The organism is Thioalkalivibrio sp. AKL9, assembly GCF_000377825.1.
GTDB classification, from domain to species: Bacteria; Pseudomonadota; Gammaproteobacteria; order Ectothiorhodospirales; family Ectothiorhodospiraceae; genus Thioalkalivibrio; species Thioalkalivibrio versutus.
Window position 1 is genome coordinate 188972 of sequence record NZ_KB905104.1, and the last position, 23983, is coordinate 212954.

The window sequence follows — 23983 nt, forward strand, 5'->3', positions numbered from 1 at the left end:
CATGACTTATCTGACTTCAGTAGAACTCGCCAACAAACTCCACATGAATCCGCGCTACGTGAACAACGTACTCAGGAGGGAAGCCCTATCCGAAGGCAGACACTACGTTCGACCCTTCGGTCGACGGAAGGTCCTCTACATCTGGGAGAACATCGAGGAGGACATGTACACCGATGCCATGCCGGCAATCCCAATGGCCAACGGGGGTGCCTGCCATGGGTAATATCCGCGCCAGAAAAGAGAACGGCCGCCTGTACTTGGATTTTTCTTACCGGAAGACCCGGTGTCGGGAGTACACCGCGCTTGACGACACACCGTCAAACCGGAAACGACTTCAGAAAATGCTCGAGCGAATCGAAGCGGAAATTCTTCTGGGCACCTTCGATTACGCCAAAACGTTTCCCAACAGCCCTCGCGCGGCACGGTTCTCTCAACCCACGTCTGTGCTACAGGCCGCAGAAGGCGCAAACGCAGGCCCTACGTTCCAGGAGTTTGGGGAGACCTGGTTTGCCGAGAACGAGCCCACCTGGAAGCCGTCCTACCGGACGAAGCTGCGGGACATCTTCGATAAGCAACTTGCCCCGCAGTTCGGGGAAAAGGAAGTCAGCGACATCCAGAAATCCGAGATCCTCCAGTACCGCGCCGAACTCGCCAAAGTATGCCGCAACACTGGAAAAACGCTGTCCGCGTCCCGGATCAATCAAATCATGAATGTGCTCCGGCAGATCCTGGTGGAAGCCGCTGACCGATTCGACTTTATCACGCCTTATCAAGGCATCAAGCCGCTGCGTGTCCCCCGGACACAGGTCGACCCCTTCTCGCTGGAGGAGGTCCAGAAGTTTCTCGATACCGTCGACCCCAAGTGGCGGCCCTACTTCATCGTCCGGTTCTTCACGGGGATGCGGACGTCCGAGGTGGACGGTCTGAAGTGGCAGTACGTGGACTTCGATCGGCGCGAGATCCTCGTCTATTCCGCCCGCGTCAACGGCGAAGACACCACGACCAAGACCGATGGCTCGATGCGCACCATCCAGATGTCCGAGATGGTCTACCAAGCACTCCTACAGGCCCGAGAAGCGATGCGCGAGCGGCCCGTTTCCTGCCGGAGCGATTACGTGTTCTCCAGTCGCTTCGGCTATCCGCTCTCGTACCACAACGTGAATCACCGCGTGTGGTATCCGACGCTCAAGAAGGCCCACCTCAAACGCCGGAACCCCTATCAGACGCGCCATACGGCCGCGACGCTGTGGCTTGCCGCCGGTGAGAGTCCGGAGTGGATTGCCCGTCAGATGGGGCACTCCAACACCAAGATGCTGTTCACCGTGTACTCGAGGTATGTCCCGAACCTCACTCGCCAGGATGGCTCCGCTATGGAACGACTGCTGCGTTCGCGCATGCAGTTTCCTCAGACCACTCTCGATCCGGCCACCGAGGGGGTCTCCGATGATGAGTGAGTCCCCGAAGACGAACTGCGTCGGCGACCACCTGACGCAAACCGACGCGCCTCGAAAGATGGCATTTGCGCTCATTCAGGCATACCAGCTCGAGCACCGGCCCGACCTCGCCCAAGCGCTTGGAACCGATTCTAGCGAGCCCGTCCTTGAAACGGTCGCCGCATGGATCGCCAGGGAACTACCTTGCACACCCCTGGCATTGGACGGCGCAGTGATGAACTGGCTCGCATTCCGCCTCGAGGAAGAGCTCAAGGCTCAGGAGGCGACCGGGCATGTGTAAGACCGTCGTAGACGTAAAAAACCTGCTGGCAAACCCGGAGTTCGAGATCGACGTTCCCGTCACTGGGACCTTCGGTGCAGAGATTGGCAAACCGAGGTCCGGACAGAATGGCGTGGCGTACTACCCCGTGGATCTTTGGGATTACACCGGCAGCGTTCGCGCCTTCGCGCCGAAGACGGACTGGCAAGGAATCCTCCCTGGCCCGCGATCAACGCTGGACTGCGGTATCGAATTGCGACGCGACCGCCACGGGCAAGCCCAGGCGGTCCTCCGTCCCACTCGGGAAACCGATAATCCGAGATCCTCAATCGAACTGCTTCCTGGCCACGTCGCCCCCAATGTCGAAGACCTGGAACGGCTTGTCGACTTGGCCAGCGCCTTGCGCACGCCCGCCTATCGCGCATTTCTCGAGAACGTCTTTTGTGACCAGTCCTTCACCCGACTCTTCGTGACGCTCCCGGCATCCAAAAGCTGTCACCACACGGACGCCGGTGGCCTGCTCGCGCACAGCCTGGAAGTCGCAGAGGCGATTAAGGCGGCCACGCGCGAGCTCCCAAATACCCCGGAGTTGTTCGCGGAAGCCGCTGTGGTGGTCGCCCTGCTTCACGACGCCGGGAAGGTTCTGCTGCGCGGACCCGCCGGCCATCGTTATCCCTGTCGCCACCACGACCACGACCACCTGTTGGAATTGGCTCTTAGTGGTCCGCTGACCCGGCTGAAGCAAACCAATCAGAATGCTACCGGGGTTCTCTGGGGCACGATCAAGGCATACCAAAGCGGCGACACCTACAACATGCCCCTGGCAGGAGTCATTCGCGGCCTGGATGGGACAAGCGCCCAGAACAGCGGGCTCAAGACGCATCTCACCTCAAACCCCGGCTACTACTGGACCAAGCTCGGAGGCCGGCGCCCGGTCTGGATCCCACCGGAACTCAACCATCCCGGCGTGCCGTGGACTGGGCAAAACCTCCCCTAACCAACCCCTGAAGAGCCTTCCCGCTTGGAACGCACGAGACGGTGCCCTTTATGTACGACACCTTTCGATGCAAGAATGGCTCGCCAACCCTCCCATGTACCGATTAATTCCGGGTGTTCGTAAAGGCCCCAAGCTTCTTCCTGTCGAGTCAGACGTGAATACTTTTCTCGGTGCTCGTGCTCCTGGGGCAGCATCTCCTCTTTCCGATGGAGAATCCCAGGATTGGGGCTGTCTGAATAGTCACGAGCGATAATGCGCGGATTGCCGAGACGCACCACCAGAGACTGCTTCACAGCCGGGTGCGGGTCCCGGTGAAAATCTGGGTAGGACAGATACGAGACTTGCGGTTTTGCGCGATTGAGCTTGGCCACGTTGCCGCCCTCAATCTCGCCCACATACTGACGAGCGCATGCCTCATAGACTCGCAAAACAACTGGCAAGTCCGGAACCGCATCTACGTGAACATAAAGCGCGTTGCCCGTAAGCTTCCCCACAGATGAAGACCGCATCGCTCGCTCGCGCTCATCATGGTCTCCCGCCCGATGCAGTAGTTCGTCCGCCTTCTCTTCGGCATTTTTGTAGGATGAGAAGAATTCTTTAATATCGAGCTGCAAGGCGTCGGGTAGATCCGAGAGCTTCGGGCGCCCGGCTAGCTTTTCCACAGCAAGGTAGATCAGTAATTCATCGGCTCGCTCGCGTCGGACCTCGTTCCATGCGTCCGCCCCCATCACACGCTTCAGGATCAAAAATGCCTGGCGAACCGTTCCAACGCGGGCCCGAAGTTCCTCTGCATTCTCGAGCTCGTGGCACGCGGGGACACGCCCATGCTCACTCAAGAAGGCTACCAGCGGAGCCAGCGTATCCTGGTGTTCCTCGAAAACCTTATCCGCCTTGCGAATCCTGGGTGCTGCACGCCGGCGCTGATACCGTGAGGCCAGATAGGCTTGGCGCATTCCTTCATCGCGAAAGACGAACAAAACACCAGGCGCCGCTGGTGCCGTTGGTGCGCCCAACGATGTAGATACCCAGTCCCTTAGTTCCTGCTGAGAAAAGAATTTCTGAAACGTCGCTCTTGAGGTTACACAGCCATCGGCGTAGTCCTCTGCGGAAAGCCCCTTTCGATCGATGTCCAAGCGCGCAGCGACGACGAGCACTTGGAGCGCCAAATCCCATGCCTCTTCCAGCGCACGGACCCTTTCTTGAGGGTCCTCGATCACGTTCACGACATACCCGAGATTTACGACATCAGCGGGATTCTTCGATCGTTGTGCCCGATACGCAGGATCCCAGCCGTTGGCGTTGAACCCTATCCGTGTAAGGCGGTTCAGGTCTTGCCCACGGCCACACCCGTAATCGAAGAACGACCGTTTACTCGAAAGCAAGCCCGATTCGATCGCAAGGCGCACAGGGCGAGAGAAATGAGTCCGACCGATCGCCGTGCGGTGTCGGAAAATATCCTTAGGTTGGGGCTCTGTCACCATGGCTAACGGCAAGCGCTTTCTGTATCAGATGATCGATGGACTTGATGGACGGGTCACCCGCAAGATACCCAATTCCTCGATGGATGTGAGCATGCAACTGCTCCGAGAGAACGGAAGGCGACAACTCGAGTCCGTCGTGTGCACAGCGCTCCGTAATCATGGCCAGATAGACATCCGCGTATTCACCACCAAACGTACGCCATGTCATTTCGATAGGCCGTTCGCCACCAGCAACGGCTCGCGGATTACCCTCCTCGGCCAGGGAAATACACAAAGCCCACCGGCACAGGATATTCCACTGCCCGATCCCTGTACGCGCCTTCAATCGAGATAACTGATCGCGCCCTTGCTTGGAAACCCGCACGTTGTCGATAGTCATGCTGCAACCTCGCCAAAGTAGCCTTCTTCTACCCGCGTGCTGCAGGTTTCGTCATCGTATTCCAGGCGATAGAAGCGGCCCACTGATGGGCGCAACGCAGAAAGGTACCGGTCGACAATTTCTTCATCGGTCGACAGGAGGAGGACTTGGTGACTCGCTTCTGGGAAATAGCGCTCGACCAAGTGCTCCCGGTGGGTGCCGTCCAGACGCCCCAAGGGCGTATCCACCACGACGGGAAGAGGGCGCCCTGAAGCCCGAGCTAACCCCCAAAGGGTTGCAACCGCGAGTAGCTGACGCTCCCCCGCAGAGAGGCGCTTGGGAGAAATCTCGTTCCCCATGTTATCGATCAGAGACATCCGGTACCGCTCTGGGTCGATACGCACAGACGCGACCAAAGAACTCTTGCGCAGCAGTAAGCGGTAACACTCGAACACATAGTCCTGAATCCGCTCCAGATTGCGTTCTAGCGCCGCCTGACGGAACTTCCCTAGCGTGTTTCGTGCCCAGGACGAGTGTTCTAACAGACGCTGCCGCCGCTCCTCCTCCAGCCCTTCACTCGCCGCATCCTTCAAAAGCCGATCGACCAACTCCTGCTGGCGAACACGCTTAGCTTCAAGCTCAGAAAGCTGCCGTAAAATCTCATCCAGCCGCACCTGGGTCTCACGCTGTTCGGAAAGAACGTGCTCCCGTCGAGCCGCGACATCGCGAATGGCATCTGCCTCGGGCACCGCTGCCAGGTGGCGCTCAACATCATCCAGACGATCGACATTCCGTTGCAGTTCATCAACGATACCCGCCGCTCGTCCGAGGTCCTCATCTAGGACGGACTGGAGCACACGATGACCCGCCTGCCGCGTGCCATCCGCAAGGTCGAGGTATAAGGATGCCTGGGTGGCGGAATCAGCCTGTCCGGCTACAGAGTCGAAGTATTCGGTCAAAGCACCCAACACTGCTTCTGAGGCGCCGGCACCCAAAAGGCACGTCTCAAGTTGTTCCCGGTGTTGCCGGAGTTGGCGCTGATCGGCAAGCGACTGTTTCTGCTCTGCCTCATAATCGGCCTGCCGCAACGTCTGCCGTAAATGATTTGACGCAAGAGCCAGCGGCAGGGCTCCCGCAGCCAACTCGCCGAGCGCGCTCCGGTTAGAAGCGATCGAGTCCTTGAGCGCTTGTCGCTCCGTCTCCAACGCTTCTCGTTGCTGGAGCAGTTCTCCTCCTTGCGCCCGGTAGTCACGCTCAATCGACTGCCTTTGGCGTTCCAGCCCATCCAACGTGTTTCGGAGCTGTCCAGCCTCTTCTTTGCGGGCCCGAATGTCCTGATCCAGATTTTCGAGCGTCGAATTCTCTTCCGTCACCCGCGCCCGCGCCTGGTCCGAGAGCGACTCGGCCCGCTTACGGCGTTCAAGAACCGAAAGATCCGTTTCCAGCTGCCGAACCAAGTCCATTCCGAGCAAAGACTCAATCGCTACGGATAGGAAACCTTCCGAGGTTTCGGGGTCAGCGAGTGACTCGATGCGTTCACCGTCGAACAAAAATAGAGGGGCAAGCTGCGGTGGCAAGAAGCGATGGACCTGGTCAGCCCAGGTGTCGGAAAGCGCAGCGTCCCGAGAACCATCCACCTCGACATCAATGGTCTCTTGGATGTTGGTGCGCCTTAGAGCCCAGGAACGCCGAACCCGATAGGTCTTCTCCTCACCATCCCCCGTGGACCGAAACGCAATCTCGACGCTTGCACCGTCCTTCAACCTCACTCGGCGGTTAATCGAACGCTCCAGATACTCTTCATACCCCCCATCCGAGTCCCTCGCCGGCGGCGCAAGCTTGCCGAAAAGGGCAAGCTGCAAGGCCTCGAGCAAAGTTGTCTTGCCCGCGCCATTGAGTCCTCCAAATAGGATCACCGGCTTATCGGGACTCGGCGGATCGAGGCGGATCGACTGGCGTCCGCCGAAGATGCCAAAGTTATGCAGAACAAGCTCGTCGATAACCATTCCGGCTAGTCCTGCCTCACAATTGCGTCGGACGAGGAGAGTATTTCAGCCTCTTCAGCCCCACTCTCATCCGTATGTGGCAGATTCTGCATCGCCACGAACGTCATGGGTTCTTCTGGGCCAAGCGTTTCTCGGCTAGCGGCTGCCGCCTTCCGGCTCTCGAAGTCGAGCGCATCCGCTTCATCTTGGAAATAGCACTTCGTGATGGTCTTCTCCAAGGTCTCAAACAGGCCCTTCCGGCGAGCCATCGTCCTGTACCGCCGCTCCTGTTCGAGCAGCGTGCGGAGCATTTCGTAGTGCAGCGGATTCTCCTCGCCACACGTTTCACGTAGAAGCGCGAGGGTCTCCCGATCGAAAACGAGATTCTCTTCAATGGGCGGCCCGGGGTACGGCTCACCCAACACGTTCTCGTAGATCTCGGGCAGACGGTCTTCGACCTCGTGCTTGTCGACAATCCACATACGCCGGATCTCGTGCAGCTCATCGTTCGTGATCAGCTCCAGCTCTCGAACGTAATCGGGGCCGTTGGTACGGATCCATTGTTGGGTCTCAAGCAAACGACGCAACCAGTACTCACGGGCTTCCTGCTTGTAAGGCCCCGGCACCAACTGCCCGTCACCGCCTGCATCCGTGTAGTAGGTCAGATGGCCACCGATTCGTCGGAAGTCGCGCCGCGAGCGGTCACGCTTGCGATTCTGCTCGGAACGAAAATCAAACTCGTTGCGCAAGTCGAGAAGTGGCTGCATCCAGGATTTTTCTTCGTCGTTCCGGATCATGGCCCCCATGGACTTGTCCTCATCCACAAGCGTGCACACCCAGCAGCCAAACCGGCTGTTCCCACAGCTTGGCGTGCTCGTATCCACCACCAGGGGGCACTCTCCGTCGGCCGTCGCACCACGATACATGCCCATTAACTCAGCGTTATCGATACCCCAGGGATTTGGGATGAGCATCAGAAATGCCCAAACGTCGTCACTGGTCCAATCCTCGATGGGCGTATAGACAAGCGAGTTAGGCAGGCTCCCGTTCACGGTGAGGCGGTCACGAACCGCACCCTCGGCATGTCGCGCCATGGTTCGTCCGCGTGCAACGCTCTCAGACTTACGGGTTCCGAGCACAAGAACTGCTTCCCCATTCTCCCGCACCGTCTCACGGATAAAATGGTTGGACGGATTGATCTTGAGCCGCTCAGTACACCAGCGAAATTTCGGCCTTGGCGCAGGGTATCCCCTGCCGATCAGGTTCACCCAGAAGGAGTCGCCCGCAGGCGGGGTAAGGCGATGCGCGACGAAGGGCAAATGGGCCTCGTCAGAATGTTTCTGAATCGAGGTAAGCGAGCGATTAACCCAGCTCGCAACCACAGGATTCTCCACCAGAGTGTCCGTGGAGATCACGTGCACCGGCTTAGTCCGCTCGTCCTCCGGTAGCTCTTCGAGCGCAAGCCACATGAGCTGCAGCGACGCGGACGAATCCTTCCCCCCGCTATAGCCAATCACCCAGGGCACACTATCTTCCCGATAAAGCTGGCGGATCTCCGCCTTGGCGGTCTCAACCACCTCGTCCAACCCCAGCTCATGGAATGCCGACGCCGGATCTCTCTCAGACTCAGCCATCGTTATGCCCACCATTGTATGCGTCCTCCACCTTCTGCTCCTCCGGCATCAGGTCTAGCCCTAGAGCCGTCTTTATCGCGTTTATCGTCAGGGTGACATTGTGCGAGGACTTCGAAACCCTACCCCCAATCATTGCGCGACCTTCCCACAACCGCTGATTCGACCGAGCCCAATCCACGGAAGTCAGCGGCTTCAGCCGATCACCCCAGGTCTCCGGATATCGGCGCAGGAGCTCATTGCCAACGGTCCCAAGCGCCTGCAAGACGATGCCATGGGAGTGGATGAAGTCCTTCCGAACCTCCCCGGCCGACATTTTTCCCGCCCGCACTTGCTGCCACTGCGGGAAGTGTTCAGACACCGCCTCCCAATACTCTGCCGCTTGCTTGGCAGCAGCATCTGACCCGTCAAACTCAATACCGTCGAGTAGCTCTTGCGTCGCTCGGTACAGAGCCGACAAGGTAAACAGCTTCCTGGACCGAGGCGATAACGTGCTCCGCTCCATCTCCACCAAATCTCGGAAGAACGCCGAGCGCAAGACGAGAAGCCGCACGAGCCCCGCACCCTCGTCCCGGTGGTCATAGAGCACGCCCAAGGACTTGCTCGGACGCACCGCATGCCGATTCAGATCCGCGAACATCTGCTGGCACCGTTCCAGCCCCTTGTCCAGGAAAAAGACAACCGCGATGGTCTCATCTCCAAGCTCGGGCGCTCGCTCGAGCGCAGCTTCGATCGCTGCACGCCGATGCTGGCCATCATTGATAATGAAACGTGCATCCATCGGCACGGAGAGCACGCCCACCTTACTTGCCTCCTGCCCTTTCCCAAGAGGCTCAAACCCAACGTCAGCATCAATCGAAGCCGTAAGGGCGGAGAACACGTAATCGTGGGGATTCTCGGCTACATACCTCGCCATCTCGGGCACCCGGCTTACGTTAAGGGTACGCTGCGCCCGGAGTTCTGGCGTAAGCTCCTGTTCATCAAAGAGAAATATCTTTGGGATAATCCGCAGGGGACACATTGAGACGTAATACTCGCGCCCACCTTGAAGTCCCTTAATCGCAGGAAAGTTATATCCAAACCCTGTCGCCACACGAGATCCCCATAGAGCTACCTTCCATGTATGCTAAACAGGATGCGTACGTTTGTCTAACTAGCCCTCTCTCCGAACCCTGGGTGTGATCTCTCAATAGGTTGTCCACGGGGCGACTCCGAAAAATGCTGAGTTTGCCGACTGAGCCATTCCGAGGAGCACGCCCCGTGAACCTTCATCAAAATGCCTTAATGGGACCTCGTGGTCGAGAGCGGATGGTCCGCTTGGTGGTCGACCATGGCCAGACGCTTCGGGCCACGGCGCGGGTCTGTGGCGTGGATCCAAAGACCGTCCGCCGCTGGGTCCAACGGTTCCAGGAGGCGGGCCGTGCCGGCCTCCTGGATCGTTCGTCGCGACCCCGGAAGCCGACTCGCCGAACCCCTCGACGGATCCAGCGGCAGGTCGTGGCCCTGCGCCGGCAACGTTGGGCCATGGATCGGATCGCCGCCTTCACGGGGATCTCGAGGGCCAGCGTCAGCCGCATCCTGCGGGGTGAGGGGCTGAACCGCCTGCGGGCACTGGAGCCCGTCGAGCCACCCCGGCGCTACGAGCACGAACACCCCGGCGATCTGCTCCACCTCGACATCAAGAAGCTGGCGCGCTTCCGTCACCCGGGCCACCGCGTGACCGGGGTTCGCGCCAAGGACTCCATCGGAGCGGGCTACGAGTACGTGCATGTGGCCATCGATGACCGCTCGCGCATCGCCTACAGCGCGATCCATCCCGCGGAGCGGGCCCAGGATGCGATCGCGCACCTGGAAGCGGCCGTGCGCTACTACGCGACCCTGGGCATCACCATCCGGCGGGTGCTGACCGACAACGGGCCCTGCTACCACGCCCGGGCGTTCAGCCAGGCCTGCCGCCGACTGGGTATCCGCCATCGCCGCACCCGGAACCTGTCAACCTGTTTTGAACACGTCACGCGGAGGATAACGTATTGTCTACCCGTGCCCTGGCGGCGCTCAGGGTTGGGAAGTTCACGCCTAACGACTCACCGGTGTCAGCCGCTTCGGGCGTTACCGGGTTGATGGTCACCCACTCGGGTGGTCGTGGGGCGACTGGGGCGCCCTGGACGAAGCGCTCGGGGTGACGGCGGTATTGGGCGTCTAGCGCCTGCTGGCGCTGCGCATGGACGAGCTCGAAGCGTCCGGTGAAGACCTGCTCCGGGGTGTAGCCGCCGATGCCGCTGTGGTGATGTTGGAAGTTGTACCAGTCGAAGTACGCCTCGCACCACTGACGGGCGTGGGACGCGTTTTCGAACCGGCCCGGATAGTCCGGCTGGTACTTCAGCGTCTTGAACTGGCCCTCGCTGAAGGCATTGTCGTTGCTGGTGCGCGGGCGGCTGTGGCTGCACACGATGCCCAGCTCATGCATCAGATCGAGATAGCCATGGGCGGTCATGGGGGCTCCCCGGTCCTGATGCAGGGTGAGCGAACCCTGGGCAATGGCGTAGCGGGCGGCCGCCTCGCTCATCAGTTGCTGAGCCAGGGTGCTGTTCTCTTTGCGTGAGACCATCCAGGCGAGCACGTAGCGGCTGTACAAGTCCATGACCACGTAGAGAGACAGGTAGGGGCCCTGGCCCGTGGTCGGGAGCTTCGAGATGTCCCAGGTCCACACTTGATTGGGGGCCTTGGCCAGCAGGCGCGGGATGGCGTGGTGCTGAGCCGGCCGCTGGTTACGACGCTCCCGGGTGGCCCTGTCCTCGGCCAAAATGCGGTAGAGCGTGCGCACGGAGCCGATGTACTCACCCTGCTCCAGCAGGTCACAGTAGATCTCATCCGGCGGCTGGTCCTGATACGCCTCGCTGTACAGCACGTCCCGGGCACGTTGGCGCTCCTCGGCGCTCAGGGCGCGCGGTTGCACGAATTCCTTGCGGGAGCGGTTGGCGGCCCGCTGCTCTTCACTGAGCCCCTCCCGCTGGCGCGCGTAGACCGTGCTGCGATTGAGCCCGAGGGCCCGGCAGGCCGCCGTCACGGACAGGCCCTCGGGCCGTTCGGTGACGACCTGGTTCACACAGAGCTCCCATTGTTCACGTGATCGAGCAGTGACAACGTTTTTTTTTGCAGATCAATGCATGCCTCGGCGGTCTGCAGACGCTTGCTCAGCTTGGCATTCTCCTTTTCCAGCTGCTCGATGCGCCGCTGCTCCGGGGTCGTGCTTGCGGCCGGACCGGGAGCAGACTTGGAGAGCCCTTCCGGACCACCAGCGGCCCGTTCGCGGCGCCACTGGTTGAGCTGGCTGCTGTACAGACCCTCGCGTCGCAGTAGCTGGCCCACCTCGCCCCGCTGGCACTGGTCGGCCTCGGCGATGATCTGCAACTTGTACTCGGCGGTAAAACGGCGGCGTGTCCGCCGCTCTTGTTTCGGGTCCGGGCTCACCTGAGACTCGGGTAACTCACTCGGTGCCTTCGGCATCAGTCGGCTCCTGCTGTCATGACCCTGAAATCTACGTTAACCCATACAAGGGCTGTATGGCTTCAGGTTGACAGACAGGGGTCCCAGCAGCGTGAGGGAGAGGATGTCATCGGTGTTGTGCTGGACTACGCGCTCGAGATCGTCACTGCGCCCGAAGCTGAGATAGGCCTTCCAGGCCCACGGGGCCTCGGACCCGGGCAAGTCGTCCTGGCAGTCAAGCCCGAGCAGGCGTTCCTCGACGGTGCGCAGGCGGCAGTCCGGCCAGGCGTGCCCATACAGGCTGCGCACCGGGTGCAGGAAGTCGGTGTGCGCGGTCTCGGGGACATCGGGTCGGCGCTGCATGCGGGGCGACCCGCCATAACGGCAGATCATCGAACGACACCACGCACGGAACGGTCGCGTTTTTGGCTCCGTCCACCGAGGAGAGGACACGCCAAGCAGCGATCTGGATCTACTCGTTGATCCTACTGAAGAGACGTCTCTGTATTGGACGGTTCCACAATCCCCGGATGCGGCGCCACGTCGATGCCCAGGATCTGACGTTTTCAGCCGTTTCCAAACCGTCCGCCGAAACCGGGTAGAACCCGACCCCGCGCTGCGCTAGCTAGCCCTTGTGGAGTAAGGTTTGCTCATCGAGCAGCCGAGAAGCCGGACCATGCAACTCTCGAAGGCCGTAGAGGAACACCGGGATGCCATCAGGCGAGTAGTCGAACGTCACCACGCCAATAACGCACGTGTTTTTGGCTCGGTCCTTCGTGGACAGGACACCCCCGACAGCGATCTGGATCTCCTGATCGACCCAACGGACGAGACCTCCCTCTTCGATATCGGTGCAATTCGCATGGAGCTGCAAGAACTCCTCGGTGTCGAGGTCGACGTCGTCACCCCCGGCGCGCTCCCCGAAAAGTGGAGATCTCAAGTGCTCGAGACAGCGCGAGCCATATGAGCCAAAGGGCCGGAGCACGCGCTATGGCGTCAGCAGTGCCAGTTCTCGATGCTCGTCGTTCGCCTTCAGCATAACGAGTGCCCAACAGACCCCGTACACCCAGCGGTGCCGGCCAGCCTCGCCACTTCGTCGGTGCCGGGCAATCACAACGCCTCTTCGTTTCGCGGGGAGATGTTCCGCGAACGGCTCGGGATTGGCGTCACCAGACTCGAGCGCGACCGGTGCGCGCTGCGCCCAGTATTGATACTGCCCCATCGGCGTTTCTCGGCCTCCACCCTTACCTGAGAAATGCATGTATTCGAAGGCATCATCGAGCTGGATCTCTCGGAGGAACCGCACCCAAAGATCCAGCGCGGGCAAGGTCGCCAAGACAACGTCGAGCGGACCACTCGCCAGCTTCCCTGACAGAAAGATCCTAAGAAGCCGAGCGCGTTCTTCCATGCTCCAGGCGCCTTTCACACCCAGGAGTAACTGGACCGCTTCCTTCGATAAACCCAGCCCCTGCTGAGTCCGGGGTGGCGCAATGATCCGTTCATGGCGCCCTGTGGGGGGTCTGCGAAAGTGCTCCGGAACGTCCGATATCCAGGCCTTCAACACATCGAGAGTGGGCCCTTGCCAAGGTCCCACGAAATGAACGACTTTCGAATCGTCCTGCGAAGCGCGACTCAGATGGTCAGTCAAGGACAGGAGTGCTGCATGAGGATCACGCGGCGGGAGTAGCTGCTTGGGCTTTCCTGCATCCATGTCCGCGGGGACAGGGCTGCCGAGATGACGGTCCAGCATCCTTTCAAGCAGAAGTACCGGGTTCCCCGTTTGGAAGGTTCGCTCGCTTCGTTGAACATGCTTGAGAGACACACCCAGTATTCGAGCCACATCATGGAATTCGAGCGAGGGAAGCGCTCCCCGCACGGCTTGGCCCCAAACAAGATCCGTCAGATGAATGTAGTGATTCATCGTGATCTCGGTCGTCAGATGCCCCATCAAGGCACTGATCAGCCGCAGGCTGCGGCGCTGAACCGGGGAGTCGCCAAGGAGGGTTGTTCGTAACGTCGCGACGTCTTCAAAACCGATCAGGGGATCAAGCCGTTCGACCACCAGCGCATCATCGCGGTGCTCGTGCCGCCACAACGCGAGCAGGAGCTGATTGGCGAACGAGTGCCGCAGGTGGTGATAGCGCAACCCCCCATCTCCCGTCACCCGTATTAAGGCATCAGTAACTCGTTCCAGGTCCCGATCGAAGCGCCGCAGATTGTCGTTTTCCGCTCCCTTTTTTCGGGGACGGTCGAACAGCGGCGCCGTCGCAGGATCGCCACCTTCCGCGAGCATCGTTTTTCGACGCTCAGCCCACCACTTCTGCAGTCGGTCCAGGTATCGCGCAGGCAGGAGCACGCCCAGTGGGACGACTCGGTGCGCGCTTGAGCTTTTGAGCCCCCGATTTCGGTTCGGTCGCACGACGCAGTCCCAGGCGGGTTCGCCATCAAGATCACCAATGAGCAGCCCAATCGCCTCAGAGCGCCGCAGCCCCCCGAAATACCCGAGACACGCGATCAAAACGAGGCTCTCCCGCAGCTCAGGATCCTCGGCGTAACGACAATCCAACCAGCGAACCGCCCATTCAAACGCGCGCGGTTCGATGAAATTCGCATCGACAGCGTGGGGCTGGCGCCCGCGCACCGTGAAGAGACCCGCCGACGCAATGTCTGGTGCCCCGTGCGCGTTCCGCAGGAAGTCATGAAAGCCCGCCAGAGCTGCGGCTAACCGCTTGCGCTTTGACAAGGTGTCGGCTGTTTCAAGGACTGCGGTGTAGACCTCCACGAAGTCGTCCACGCATTCGAACGTGGCCGGATCCTCGTTGCCGAGAAAGCCGGCGAGAGGGACGGCCAACGCATTGAAGCGATCGTAGGCCGTCTTGGGTTTCATGGGTCGTGCACCGGCACGACTCGAAAACAGCCAACGCTGGGCCCACTCTCCCATCCTCACGACACTCGGTGGTACCGAGTCAGGCCCAGAGCCCTCACCATTCGCTTGGCGTTCAAGCCAGGCCGCCACACGTTTGGGGTCCCCCGCCGATCCCCCACGGATTGCACTTCCCAATTCGCGAATCCAGGGGCCCGCGGGCGGGGCAATTTGCCTGCCCTGGCTGTCAGAATCTTCACCAGCAGCCGGCTGTCCTACTGGCACTACGCCTTCAGAGTCAGCAGTGACGAGTCCTTCGCCCGAAGGCACCTGACCAGGCGGGAACTCTATTCGCTGAATTACTTCCGGCGACAACGATACGGAGTTATAAAAGCCCGTGGCGTACCCCATCATGTGCGGTGGGACGTACAAGGCCAGGCGGGTTTCGACGAAGTCGCGCAATTCCGTCCAGTTGTCCGGAATCCGCAGGCTGGGGTCCAAACGCCGTAAGTAGGAACCAATCACGCGACTGAGAAACGCCGGGCTCCGCCCCTTACCAGGAGGCATCTTCGGCCAACCATCGTCTCTCCAGTGCATCACCACCGAACGCGTAATCGGATCCAGGTAATGCCGACGAATCACCGGTCGTTGGTTGTCGGGTAATGACCGCACGATATCCAGCCACCGCAAATGCGCCGGTGCGTTTCTGAGGGAGTCCGGGACCGCGCCAAGCCAGGCCGGCTGAACCAAACCACCGCACAGCAGGAAGCAGCCTAGAATCTGCCCCCATGCCAGACGCCCGTCATCCAGATCCCGTACATCAGCGCTCAACGCCTTCACGAACCGCATATACAACGGCTCATACCGGACCATCCGTTCGAAGTTTTCAGGGCGGAATATCGGCCGTCCGGGTGGTGGGAGCGGCGCGGGGATGTCATATAGGGGAATCTTCCACACGCCCAAACGATTGCCCGCATCCAGGACCTCGGCGACGCGCCAGCGTGCCCGAAACGACGAACCCCGAGGGGCTTCTCGACGGACCGTGTCCATCAGGGCGACAAACTGTTCACGAGTCCAGACCGACTCAGGAATCCGGTCCCGCCAAAACACCTCAGGGTGATGCGCTTCAATCGCGGACATAACCCGGCCCGGTTCCGAGCGGGGATCCCACGAAAGCTCTTCTCGAACGCACCAGGTCTGATCCCTCAAGGCTAGAAGATCCTCCGTCGGCACCATGAGATGCCGCCAGAGCCCACAGATCTGACCGGTAACCTTTTCTTCAGACATCACAGCCGCAGACCTTAAATCTCAGGTCGTCCAGCATCTGATCCAGAATCGGCTCCACTTCGCTTCGCAATCGACGCGGGTCCATCGACGAGTAAGCAGTCCAAGGCTCTTCCCCGTAATGCCAATGCCCCATGATCGTGTTGATCAGGGTCGGGGCCAATTCCATGGCTGTCACATAAGTCCGGTGAAAATGACGTGCCTGGTTCTCGATAGGCCAGGAGCCCGTGCTCAGTTGTTCGCACTGCTGTTGCAGGCTTTTTCCGGTCCACTCCACCGGACGCCACTCGTCAGTCGCTACTTCTTCCCAAAAATAGACCGACTTCCTGAGGTCCAACGGGAAGCCCTCAGACCCATACCGGCTCCGGTCCCGGCTTTTGGTCGCCTTGATTTGAAGCACCGTTGGCATGTCCAACGAACCCGAAAGAAAGCTCCGTTGCAGCCAGCCGAGATAGATCTGCACCTGTTCGTACACCCGTTGCGGCAGCACCGCGAGGCGAGCGTGCAAGCCGTCACCACGGTCCTTCTCTTGCAGACATAGCGTTCGGGTTGGCCCATGGATCGCGGTTAGATCTGGGATCGGAGTGCGTATAGCTCTGGCCCCCGTAGCGAGAACCAAACCCAGCGATGTGTACAGTGCGAGGCGATTGTGGAACGTATACGCAGTTTCAACGTCCGTGGCGTCGATCGAGTCGCGGACTCGCTGCAAAAACTTACGCATCGGCAAGACGCGTGGCGTCCGATCATCCCCAACCCAGCTTTTCTTGATCGTGCCAATGGTTGCCTTCGAGTATGAATCCGCCGGGCATCGTGCCAGAACAGCGTCATTCCGTTGATCCACCGATGGGAGTTCGATGGCGGCGCCCAGATTATCCATAACCTCTTGAAACCTCTGCGCGAGCTTCTCCCGGTTAACCGCGGTGTAGAACTGGTGCGTAGCCGCGAGCGGGTCCTTCTGTCCGAACAACATTGAGGGGCTGATATGCTCTCCCTCTTCCAGGCCTCTGAACCAGGCCGGTAAGACCGCCGCAATACCGTCAAATGTCTGGTGACGCTCCGACACGCCCATCCGCTCGAGCAGAGGACGAACCAGGCGATCCCATACGTCGGTGTACGTATCCAGTTGGTGCATGGCGAACGGCTTTTCGCCAATCGCCGTCCCGTTCTTCCATCGAAGAAGGCCCCAGACATCCGGGATCAAAACCTTTTGTATGCTCGGAATCATCTCACTCGCGACGTCCTCTCGAACCTCCCTGCGTTCCGGTCCTTTGTAGCTACGAACCCATACTCCAGACGCCAGGTCGATATTGAGTTCCCCCGGCGGTTGCCCTTTATCCGCCTCCATGACGATTCGCGCATTCCTCACAGTCTGGGCCGGCGTGCCCGTGACCAGGCACGCCGCGGCGAACTGCACCGTGCGACAAAGCTTTTCGCGCTCAGACGCGGAAATTTCGTCGGGCAGTTGACTGGACCTCGCCATCCTGTAAACATCGTTCAGACCGCTAACGAGGCGCTTGATCTCCGGGAGCCTCGGTCGCGACCGAGCGATTCGGAGTCGCTGATTCTGGACCGCGATATGGCGGCCTCTGTGCGCCGCCTTGGCGAACACTGTCGAAAGGTGGGGCAATGCACCCAGATCCGACATGTCCGGGTCGAACCCCAGTACATCTTCAAGCGCAATCGCGGCGCCTTCCGGATCCCCGAACTCCGCAGGATCTATGTCCGCATCGAGCAGTTCCTTTCGAGCTTCGCCACTCGGAACGTAGAACCCCAGCTCGATCCCTGATTCTTTCCACAGTTGCACATCCTCTATGCGCTTGAGGATGGACCAGTACATCGCATGGTGGGAGTAGAGAAACTGGGCTGGAAGGCGCCCGTTTTGCGTTCGCTTCTGAGGTGCCTTCGAGTCCCCGTCAGATCGATCGTCCGCAAATCTGTACGCAATCGAAAGCAGATCGCCGAACGCTTTCAGATCCGCCGGCAATGATCGATACTGACCGCCCCGTTTCCCCTTTACCGGATCCATTCCCCTTGGATCCTGCCAATCCGGACCAATTTGCTCGCCTTGGTATTTCAGCGATTCCATCAACTCCCGAGGATGCTGACAAGACTCCTTCAAGCGGTCTAGAAGCCACTCAGTACGCTGATCATGAAGGTTCCTGATCAACCGACCCGCCTGGCAACGGCGATCGTCCAACAGTTTTTTTGGAAGGTCGAATCGCCGTCGAACTAAGATCGATGCGATGAGGGCTTGAGCTTGCAACCAACGATACGTATCCCCCCGATCAGTTCGCGAATGCGGATCCCAAAAACGAAACCACATCGCGGCCCAAATGCCGTGTTTCGTATACACGCCGTGCAAGGGTGGGCGGATACGATCGCGCTCAACATGCCCGTAGAAGAGTTCCGAGAAACCGGCCCGGAGAATTTCGTTATTTTTGAGGTTGTCCACCTCTCTAGCCCATCGAACAATCTGCTCTGTTCGGTGTCCCCAGCCCTCCTCCAATACGGACAGCTTGGGCTCAAGATCGACGAGATTTTCAGCAATCAGCAATAGCCCTTCACAACCTTCGGGCAATTGCAGATCTTCCTTGAAACTCTCCTGCAAGCGGCACAGATCGGGACCCAGGAGTTTGCAGAACAATGCATAGACTGAGGCCTCAGCCACCTTCACCTCCCCCTTTTTTGACCACCCGCTGCACCGTCTGCCTGCTTACCCCCAAGAACTCCGCGATCCCCTCCCGCGTCGGATCGACCCACAGAAAACGGAGCCATCTGCGGTTCTGATCAGCGGCCTTTAAGTATCGAAAAATGGTCTCCTCGTCGGTTGGTGAGCCAAGGAGCGGACACACCAGTTCGTCGAGCACTGCAACCATCTCGGGGCTCTGGAACGACGACGATACGACCCACGTAAGACGCCTTGGATCGTCTGCCAATGCGCGGATAATTCGGTAGGTTCGATGACCGCCACAAAGGCTCATATCCGTCTGGTCAACGACTATCGGATGGAGTAACTCGAGCGTCGAAAGGTGTGGTGAAAGCTTCTGGATCGCGACCCTGATGGATGCTTCTGGGAGTCGTGCTTGAGGGCTATTCGGTGGAACAACGATGCTGTCGAAGGGCACCTGTTTCCATTCAGGCTTGCGTCTTGGTGGCATGGGGTGGTCTGTGCTGAGTGGTGTTCACTCTAGAGTGCCACATTGGCACAGACTAGGGATCTTTTCTTGAGACACAACTAGAGACGTTTTGAGCCCAACAGGGGATCTGGGATGACTTCAGATGCCTCGTAAGGCCTTGAATATGGGAATTTCGAGGGAGGGCCTGAGGACGCGGACTACTATGTCAAGGTGGTGCTCACCAGCTGAGCTACGCGCCTGTCGTCTTCGAGCCGCGTATTCTACCGACTCCCCGCCCCCTGTCAAAGCATCCGTTAACTCATTTTGCGTGCCGCGTTAACGGGGTCGGCCACGGCACCCTGGACGCGCAACGCTGCATTGACCGTCGATCGCGCTCTTGCCGGTCGCCGCGGTTTCCCAGCGCGCGACGCACCAGGGTGTGGACGAGCGGTTCCGGCCTCGAGACCCAACCGGCCTCAGCCCCGTTGCACCGCCTTTTCATAGAGTCCCGGAAAGCGTCCTTCGGGATCACATTCGCGCTTGAGGGCCTCGTAGGCCGGGCGGTCGTAGTTCTGCCAGAAGGTAGCTTCGTCGTAGGTGCTGCGCGAGTACAGGCTTTTCTTGCCGCCGTGCTTCGCGACCAGTGCCTCGACCCGAGCGTTGTAATAACCATCGGGCTCGCTGGAGCGGACCATGTCCCAGAAGCCGAAGTTGATGTACGCCGTGTCGGTACGCAGCTGGAACAACGAGAACCCGGCCTCGGGCACGACAAACGGGCAGATCCACACCGGACGGATACCGATTTCGGCCTCGAAATCTTCCAGAAACGCCGCGGCGCTGGCGATCGGGATGTCGACGTCCTGGATCACCGCCTCGGTGCGCGGACGAACCCCATGGAGCAGGCTCAGCGGCCAGCGGCGGCTGGCGCGCATGATCTTCTGGTAGGTCACGCTCGACAGGCGTTTGCGCCCGAGAAGGAGCCGCACCGGCTTGAGGTGGGCGCCGACATTCCTGCTGCACCAGAACCAGTCGGTGTCCCAGCGCCAGAGGTAGTCGTGGATGCTCAGATAATCCTCGCGCCGTTCGCGCAAGCTCTGCCAGTACTGGCGCATCCAGGTGTAGTCACTGGCCTCGGTGCCCGCCGGCGGCGATTCCACGCAATGCGCGCGGGTCAGCACGAAATCGCCGGGGGCGAAGTACACGCCATCGAGAAACGCGCAGGTCGGGTGCGCGCATTCCTCGGCGATCGCCGTGAACAGTTCTTCGGGGGCGCGGAAGCGGGTGTGCTCGAGCCGGACATAGGGCTGCACCGGAATCAGCCGCAGCCGGACCCGGGTGGCGTACCCGAGGCTGCCGTAGGAGTTCGGAAAGCCGTAGAACAGTTCCGGGCGCTGCTCGCGCGAGCAGGTCAACACGCGGCCGTCGGCGACCATGACGTCGAGCTCGTCCACCATGTCGTGCACCAGGCCGTAGCGGAACGCGCCCGACTCGATGCCGATCCCGGTGGTCGCGCCGCCGACCGTGATGCTCCTGAGCTCCGGCACGATGGCCGGTGCCAGGCCGTGCGGCAGGGTTGCGTCGACCAGGTCGGCATAGGTCGTCATGCCCTCGACCTCGGCAACGCCGGCCTCGGGGTCGATCTCGATCACGTGGTTGAGCGAAGCCACGTCGATCTCCGTCCGGCGGGCCTCCTCGCGCGGCCTGAACAGGTTGCTGGTGGACTTTCTCAGGCGCACCGGTCCGTCCGACCCGGCCAGCGCCGCGGCCATCGCCTCCACACGATTGCGGTGGGCGGCCCAGGCGGCGCTGCTCATCGGACCGGCTCGTAACGCGGCAGATCCCCGTGGCTGAGCACAAGCTGCCAGAGATTCAGCTGGCGCGCCCGGAAGGCGCCGGCACAGCTCAACAGGTAATAGCGCCACATCCGGTAGAAGCGTTCATCCAGGCCTTCGCTTTGTTTCAGATCCGGCCAGGCGGCGACGAAGTTGTCGTCCCAGGCCATCAGGGTGCGGTCATAGTCCGGGCCGAAGTTGTGCCAGTCCTCAAGCACGAACAGCCCCTCCTTGGCCCGAGTGAGCTGCGCCTCGGATGGGATCACGCCACCGGGGAAGATGTATTTGGCGATCCAGCGGTCGGTGCTGCTACGGCTGACGTTGCCCCCGATGGTGTGCAGCAGCATCAGGCCACCGGGCTTCAGGCTGGAGCGCGCGAGTTCGAAGAAGGTGCGAAAGTTCTTCGGGCCGACGTGCTCCATCAGGCCGATGCTCACGACACGATCGTATTGCCGGGATTCGTTGGCCGCCTCGCGGTAGTCCTGCTGCCGAACGTCGACCGGCAGGCCCTCGCAAAGCCCTCTCGCGTACTCCACCTGCTGACTGCTGATGTTGTAGCTGTCCACCTCGCATCCGTGCTCCGCGGCCAGAAACCGGGCCAGCTCGCCGAACCCGCCGCCCAGTTCGAGCACGCGCATACCCGGCTCCAGGTGCAGCTTGCGCGCGATCAGGTCCAGCTTCGCGCGCTGGGCTTCGTCCAGGGTCGCGTCAGCCCCGTCGGGGCCGTAATAGGCGCAGGTGTACTGCATGGTCGGCCCAAGCATGGCTTCGTAGAGCCGGTTCGAGAGGTCGTAGTGCTGCTCCGCGACCCGCCGCGAGCGCCGGCGACTCTGCTCGTTGCCGAGCCAGCTCAGCAACACCTGGCCAAGTACCGACGGCGTACGGACCTTGTCGTCCAGGCTGGCCTGGAGGATCCGGAAGAACAACTCGTCGAGCCGCTCGGTGTCCCACCAGCCGTCCATGTAGGCCTCGCCGGTCCCGAGCGACCCCTCGGCCAGAATCCGCTGATACAGCCGCTCGTCGTGGACCTGAACATCCCAGGGCCGCTCGCCACCAACCTCGATGTCAGCGCTGAGCAATAGTTCCGTGACTTGTTGGCTTGCTGACATGCTCGTGCTCCTTGCAAGAATCGGACGGCCGGTTTCCAGCCGCGATAAATCCCTCCACTTTAGGCAGAGTTATGAGCTAGACCCAAATTCGCAATGGTCCGTTCTCCTCCAGATCCGGTCCCCTCGTTCACCCGCCTTCCGCCGTTGTGCATGAACGATCCGCCACCAAAAGGACCTGCGACGGGATAAGCCACCCCACATCACAGCCCGTACCCAGAAGATGTACGGCCAGGCCAGGGCTGCGCCGCTACGTCGGCAAGCAGCCCACCGGTGCCGGGCTACCTCATCAGACCGCCTCCCGCAGGTCCGCAAACGCGACTGATTGATCCGCTCATATGCCCCGGGACTACCGAACACTGCTTTTTGGAACATGATCGCCCGTCAGACCATGCGCGCAAGCCGTATCCCGTGCAAAGCGGAAACCCCGGTCGCGCACCCTCGCACACCCCGGGGCCATTTCGGATTCCAATCCCGTAGCGAAGGCCGCATCTCAGGACACAGCATTCTGCACCTCCGGGGCCTCGCCTGAAATCTCTGGAACAGAACCGAACTCGAAGTGCAGGGCCTGCAGAATACGGCTGTATTTTTCCAGCAATGCCTTGCGATCCTCTGCGCCCGTATGGACATGGGCGATATCGTAGCTGTAGCTGTCCTGCTCCAGCAGGTCCGAGAGCCACGCCCCCTGCTCGACCTTGAGCTCGATCAGCGTATCCGGAAATTCCTCCTGGATACGCTCGATATCGCCGGCTCTGGGAACATGCGTGGCGATTCCGTCCTCGAACACGCGCACGTGAAACTTCGCGGCACACCCATAGCGGCCGCGTCGTAACGGGAAATCCGGTGCCCTTCCCAATGCCAGCTCAAGCATGATCTGGAAATTGGAAGCCCCATCAACTTTTTCGAACATATCGCTATGTGATTGCGACAGTCGCGGATTGACTTCCAGCAACGTAAGTTCCTCGGTCTTCGGCCGGTAAAAAAACTCCACGTTGTAGGTCGCATTGTCGTATCCAAAGTGTAGCAATACTTTGTTGGTCGCCTCACTGACCCTGTTCTTCACCCGCTTCGGAAGGCTAGACGGGTATTGATAGCGAAGAAACGACGAACGGTTGGGATAATTGATCGAATCGATGATCCCGTAATGCTGCGGTTTGCCGGCAAACACGTAACCCTCTATCGTGCACTGGCGCCCGCCGACAGCCTGTTCAACGATACAGTTCCGGCCGCCGATGGCGGCAATCTCCTCAGGGAGATCTGCGTACGATAGGATCTGGTCGAAGGGTCCGGCGATGCGATCAATGCGCGCGCGGAACTGGCCAATGGCGTGGCTCAGTTGGCGCTGGTTTCCTACCCTGAATGCAAGTAGCGAGTCCATCCCCTTAACCGGCTTGATCCAGAAGGGAAAGGGAACGTCTATGGCGTCGATGGCGGCATCATCGAACGGGTCCACGACATCGAACCGCGGGACCATGCCCGGGATGACTTTGTGCTGTTCCAGCCGACTCCAGTACTTGTGCTCGCAGCGGAGGACACTCTCGAGCGAGGGTGAGGAAAGTCCATATTCGCGGCAGAGGATCGGCACCATCGTGGTCACTGGAAAATCCCAATAACCGAGAATTCCGTCGATCGAACCGTCGAATTCCTGGAGACGTTCGCGTGCCTTATCGAGGCATTTTTCGACAGGATAAAACCCTTTGTCTTTTACCTAATCAAAACTCAATAGTTCATGGGTTTTATAGTCGACGCCGATATCAACCGCCCTGATCTTCTTCATGTTAAAAGGGTCGGCCCCAACGATGAAAATATTCTTGTCCATTGAAATTCCTCCACGGCGAAGTGGTACAGAACACAATCGCCTTGGCCTGCACCATACCAAGTGCAGGTATTACAGAGCCGGGCTGGCCAAAACGCTCGCCCTGTCACATGAGGGCATTACCCCGAGATTAGATGCTGCCTACCAGATAGCAAGCTCGGGGGCCGCCCCGATGGCCGGCCCGACTGTCGTGGTGAGAGGAGTTTGTCAGCGTGATCCGCCAATCGAGTTCGCGAAGCGGTTTATCATCATCCACGGCCCGGAGATCAGGACACACAAGGGCTGGGTCGCCCCAAGGCTCAAGGCTCACGGCTC

General features: G+C 60.2%; 19 protein-coding genes and 3 pseudogenes. 8 read left to right on the forward strand and 14 right to left on the reverse strand.

Annotated elements, in window-relative coordinates:
- The first annotated feature begins 1 nt into the window (after position 1).
- The 4 genes from D573_RS14760 to D573_RS0103060 are packed head-to-tail and all read left to right on the forward strand — an operon-like array spanning position 2 to position 2710.
- Positions 2-223, forward strand: a complete 222-nt coding sequence (locus D573_RS14760; protein WP_018937658.1) for a hypothetical protein — start codon at positions 2-4, stop codon at positions 221-223.
- Positions 216-1454, forward strand: a complete 1239-nt coding sequence (locus D573_RS0103050; protein ID WP_026287900.1) for a site-specific integrase — start codon at positions 216-218, stop codon at positions 1452-1454. The genes D573_RS14760 and D573_RS0103050 overlap by 8 nt, the downstream gene beginning before the upstream one ends.
- Positions 1444-1734 carry a hypothetical protein gene (locus tag D573_RS0103055; RefSeq protein WP_018937660.1) on the forward strand — a complete coding sequence of 97 codons (291 nt, stop codon included), beginning with the start codon at positions 1444-1446 and terminating at the stop codon, positions 1732-1734. Before D573_RS0103050 ends, D573_RS0103055 begins: the two co-directional genes overlap by 11 nt.
- Complete coding sequence (locus D573_RS0103060; protein ID WP_018937661.1) at positions 1727-2710, forward strand: TraI domain-containing protein; 984 nt, start codon at positions 1727-1729, stop codon at positions 2708-2710. The genes D573_RS0103055 and D573_RS0103060 overlap by 8 nt, the downstream gene beginning before the upstream one ends.
- On the opposite strand, the gene D573_RS0103065 is transcribed toward D573_RS0103060, so the two are convergent.
- Genes D573_RS0103065 through dndB form a run of 5 tightly spaced genes read right to left on the reverse strand, consistent with a single transcriptional unit; the run spans position 2707 to position 9186 of the window.
- Positions 2707-4191, reverse strand: coding sequence for a DNA phosphorothioation-associated putative methyltransferase (locus D573_RS0103065; protein WP_026287901.1), 1485 nt, complete (start codon positions 4189-4191; stop codon positions 2707-2709). The genes D573_RS0103060 and D573_RS0103065 overlap by 4 nt on opposite strands.
- Positions 4169-4570 (reverse strand): DNA sulfur modification protein DndE, encoded by a 402-nt coding sequence (gene dndE / locus D573_RS14045; protein WP_081618724.1) that lies wholly within the window; start codon positions 4568-4570, stop codon positions 4169-4171. The genes D573_RS0103065 and dndE overlap by 23 nt, the downstream gene beginning before the upstream one ends.
- On the reverse strand, positions 4567-6555 hold the full coding sequence (dndD, locus tag D573_RS0103070) for a DNA sulfur modification protein DndD (protein ID WP_018937663.1): 1989 nt from the start codon (positions 6553-6555) through the stop codon (positions 4567-4569). The genes dndE and dndD overlap by 4 nt, the downstream gene beginning before the upstream one ends.
- 5 nt (positions 6556-6560) lie before the next feature.
- Positions 6561-8168 (reverse strand): DNA phosphorothioation system sulfurtransferase DndC, encoded by a 1608-nt coding sequence (dndC, locus tag D573_RS0103075; RefSeq protein WP_231367850.1) that lies wholly within the window; start codon positions 8166-8168, stop codon positions 6561-6563.
- Positions 8161-9186: a DNA sulfur modification protein DndB gene (gene dndB / locus D573_RS0103080; protein WP_018937665.1), complete on the reverse strand. Its 1026-nt coding sequence runs from the start codon at positions 9184-9186 to the stop codon at positions 8161-8163. Before dndB ends, dndC begins: the two co-directional genes overlap by 8 nt.
- A gap of 287 nt (positions 9187-9473) precedes the next feature.
- Here dndB and D573_RS14925 point away from each other — a divergent pair.
- Together D573_RS14925 and D573_RS14050 are read left to right on the forward strand one after the other, a co-directional pair.
- Positions 9474-9686, forward strand: a pseudogene (locus tag D573_RS14925) (helix-turn-helix domain-containing protein); the annotation flags it as partial.
- A gap of 3 nt (positions 9687-9689) precedes the next feature.
- Positions 9690-10286 (forward strand): DDE-type integrase/transposase/recombinase, encoded by a 597-nt coding sequence (locus tag D573_RS14050; protein ID WP_231367851.1) that lies wholly within the window; start codon positions 9690-9692, stop codon positions 10284-10286.
- On the opposite strand, the gene D573_RS0103090 is transcribed toward D573_RS14050, so the two are convergent.
- The 3 genes and pseudogenes from D573_RS0103090 to D573_RS0103100 form a co-directional block, all read right to left on the reverse strand.
- Positions 10177-11271 (reverse strand): IS3 family transposase, encoded by a 1095-nt coding sequence (locus D573_RS0103090; RefSeq protein ID WP_018937667.1) that lies wholly within the window; start codon positions 11269-11271, stop codon positions 10177-10179. The genes D573_RS14050 and D573_RS0103090 overlap by 110 nt on opposite strands.
- Positions 11268-11672, reverse strand: coding sequence for a transposase (locus D573_RS0103095; protein WP_018937668.1), 405 nt, complete (start codon positions 11670-11672; stop codon positions 11268-11270). Before D573_RS0103095 ends, D573_RS0103090 begins: the two co-directional genes overlap by 4 nt.
- Positions 11673-11747: 75 nt before the next feature.
- Positions 11748-12017, reverse strand: a pseudogene (locus tag D573_RS0103100) (ribonuclease H-like domain-containing protein); the annotation flags it as partial.
- Between the two features lie 25 nt (positions 12018-12042).
- Between D573_RS0103100 and D573_RS14930 the strand changes: the two are divergent.
- Together D573_RS14930 and D573_RS14060 are read left to right on the forward strand one after the other, a co-directional pair.
- Positions 12043-12108 (forward strand): annotated as a pseudogene (locus D573_RS14930) (nucleotidyltransferase); the annotation flags it as partial.
- 219 nt (positions 12109-12327) lie between these two features.
- On the forward strand, positions 12328-12618 hold the full coding sequence (locus D573_RS14060) for a nucleotidyltransferase family protein (RefSeq protein WP_081618733.1): 291 nt from the start codon (positions 12328-12330) through the stop codon (positions 12616-12618).
- A 21-nt stretch (positions 12619-12639) separates the two neighbouring features.
- On the opposite strand, the gene D573_RS14770 is transcribed toward D573_RS14060, so the two are convergent.
- From D573_RS14770 to D573_RS0103140, 6 genes are all read right to left on the reverse strand, one after another.
- Entirely contained in the window at positions 12640-15654 is a 3015-nt protein-coding gene (locus D573_RS14770) for a site-specific integrase (protein WP_231367852.1), read from the reverse strand.
- Between the two features lie 139 nt (positions 15655-15793).
- A complete protein-coding gene (locus D573_RS0103115; RefSeq protein WP_026287903.1) occupies positions 15794-17824 on the reverse strand; it encodes a hypothetical protein in 2031 nt (676 codons plus the stop codon).
- A 634-nt stretch (positions 17825-18458) separates the two neighbouring features.
- Positions 18459-18674 (reverse strand): hypothetical protein, encoded by a 216-nt coding sequence (locus D573_RS0103125; RefSeq protein ID WP_018937674.1) that lies wholly within the window; start codon positions 18672-18674, stop codon positions 18459-18461.
- Between the two features lie 716 nt (positions 18675-19390).
- Complete coding sequence (locus D573_RS0103130; protein ID WP_018937676.1) at positions 19391-20728, reverse strand: FAD-binding protein; 1338 nt, start codon at positions 20726-20728, stop codon at positions 19391-19393.
- Entirely contained in the window at positions 20725-21855 is a 1131-nt protein-coding gene (gene cfa / locus D573_RS0103135; RefSeq protein ID WP_038039601.1) for a cyclopropane fatty acyl phospholipid synthase, read from the reverse strand. Before cfa ends, D573_RS0103130 begins: the two co-directional genes overlap by 4 nt.
- A 490-nt stretch (positions 21856-22345) precedes the next feature.
- On the reverse strand, positions 22346-23440 hold the full coding sequence (locus D573_RS0103140; protein WP_018937678.1) for an acetyl-CoA carboxylase biotin carboxylase subunit family protein: 1095 nt from the start codon (positions 23438-23440) through the stop codon (positions 22346-22348).
- Between the last annotated feature and the right edge of the window lie 543 nt (positions 23441-23983).

Bases quoted from the DNA above. Each gene is read 5' to 3' on its own strand.
- D573_RS14760 (WP_018937658.1), top strand. From the start codon at position 2: ATGACTTATCTGACTTCAGTAGAACTCGCCAACAAACTCCACATGAAT.
- D573_RS0103050 (WP_026287900.1), top strand. From the start codon at position 216: ATGGGTAATATCCGCGCCAGAAAAGAGAACGGCCGCCTGTACTTGGAT.
- D573_RS0103055 (WP_018937660.1), top strand. From the start codon at position 1,444: ATGATGAGTGAGTCCCCGAAGACGAACTGCGTCGGCGACCACCTGACG.
- D573_RS0103060 (WP_018937661.1), top strand. From the start codon at position 1,727: ATGTGTAAGACCGTCGTAGACGTAAAAAACCTGCTGGCAAACCCGGAG.
- D573_RS0103065 (WP_026287901.1), bottom strand. From the start codon at position 4,191: ATGGTGACAGAGCCCCAACCTAAGGATATTTTCCGACACCGCACGGCG.
- dndE (WP_081618724.1), bottom strand. From the start codon at position 4,570: ATGACTATCGACAACGTGCGGGTTTCCAAGCAAGGGCGCGATCAGTTA.
- dndD (WP_018937663.1), bottom strand. From the start codon at position 6,555: ATGGTTATCGACGAGCTTGTTCTGCATAACTTTGGCATCTTCGGCGGA.
- dndC (WP_231367850.1), bottom strand. From the start codon at position 8,168: ATGGCTGAGTCTGAGAGAGATCCGGCGTCGGCATTCCATGAGCTGGGG.
- dndB (WP_018937665.1), bottom strand. From the start codon at position 9,186: ATGTGTCCCCTGCGGATTATCCCAAAGATATTTCTCTTTGATGAACAG.
- D573_RS14050 (WP_231367851.1), top strand. From the start codon at position 9,690: ATGGATCGGATCGCCGCCTTCACGGGGATCTCGAGGGCCAGCGTCAGC.
- D573_RS0103095 (WP_018937668.1), bottom strand. From the start codon at position 11,672: ATGCCGAAGGCACCGAGTGAGTTACCCGAGTCTCAGGTGAGCCCGGAC.
- D573_RS14060 (WP_081618733.1), top strand. From the start codon at position 12,328: ATGCAACTCTCGAAGGCCGTAGAGGAACACCGGGATGCCATCAGGCGA.
- D573_RS14770 (WP_231367852.1), bottom strand. From the start codon at position 15,654: ATGTCCGCGATTGAAGCGCATCACCCTGAGGTGTTTTGGCGGGACCGG.
- D573_RS0103115 (WP_026287903.1), bottom strand. From the start codon at position 17,824: ATGGATCCGGTAAAGGGGAAACGGGGCGGTCAGTATCGATCATTGCCG.
- D573_RS0103125 (WP_018937674.1), bottom strand. From the start codon at position 18,674: ATGGTTGCAGTGCTCGACGAACTGGTGTGTCCGCTCCTTGGCTCACCA.
- D573_RS0103130 (WP_018937676.1), bottom strand. From the start codon at position 20,728: ATGAGCAGCGCCGCCTGGGCCGCCCACCGCAATCGTGTGGAGGCGATG.
- cfa (WP_038039601.1), bottom strand. From the start codon at position 21,855: ATGTCAGCAAGCCAACAAGTCACGGAACTATTGCTCAGCGCTGACATC.
- D573_RS0103140 (WP_018937678.1), bottom strand. From the start codon at position 23,440: ATGGTGCCGATCCTCTGCCGCGAATATGGACTTTCCTCACCCTCGCTC.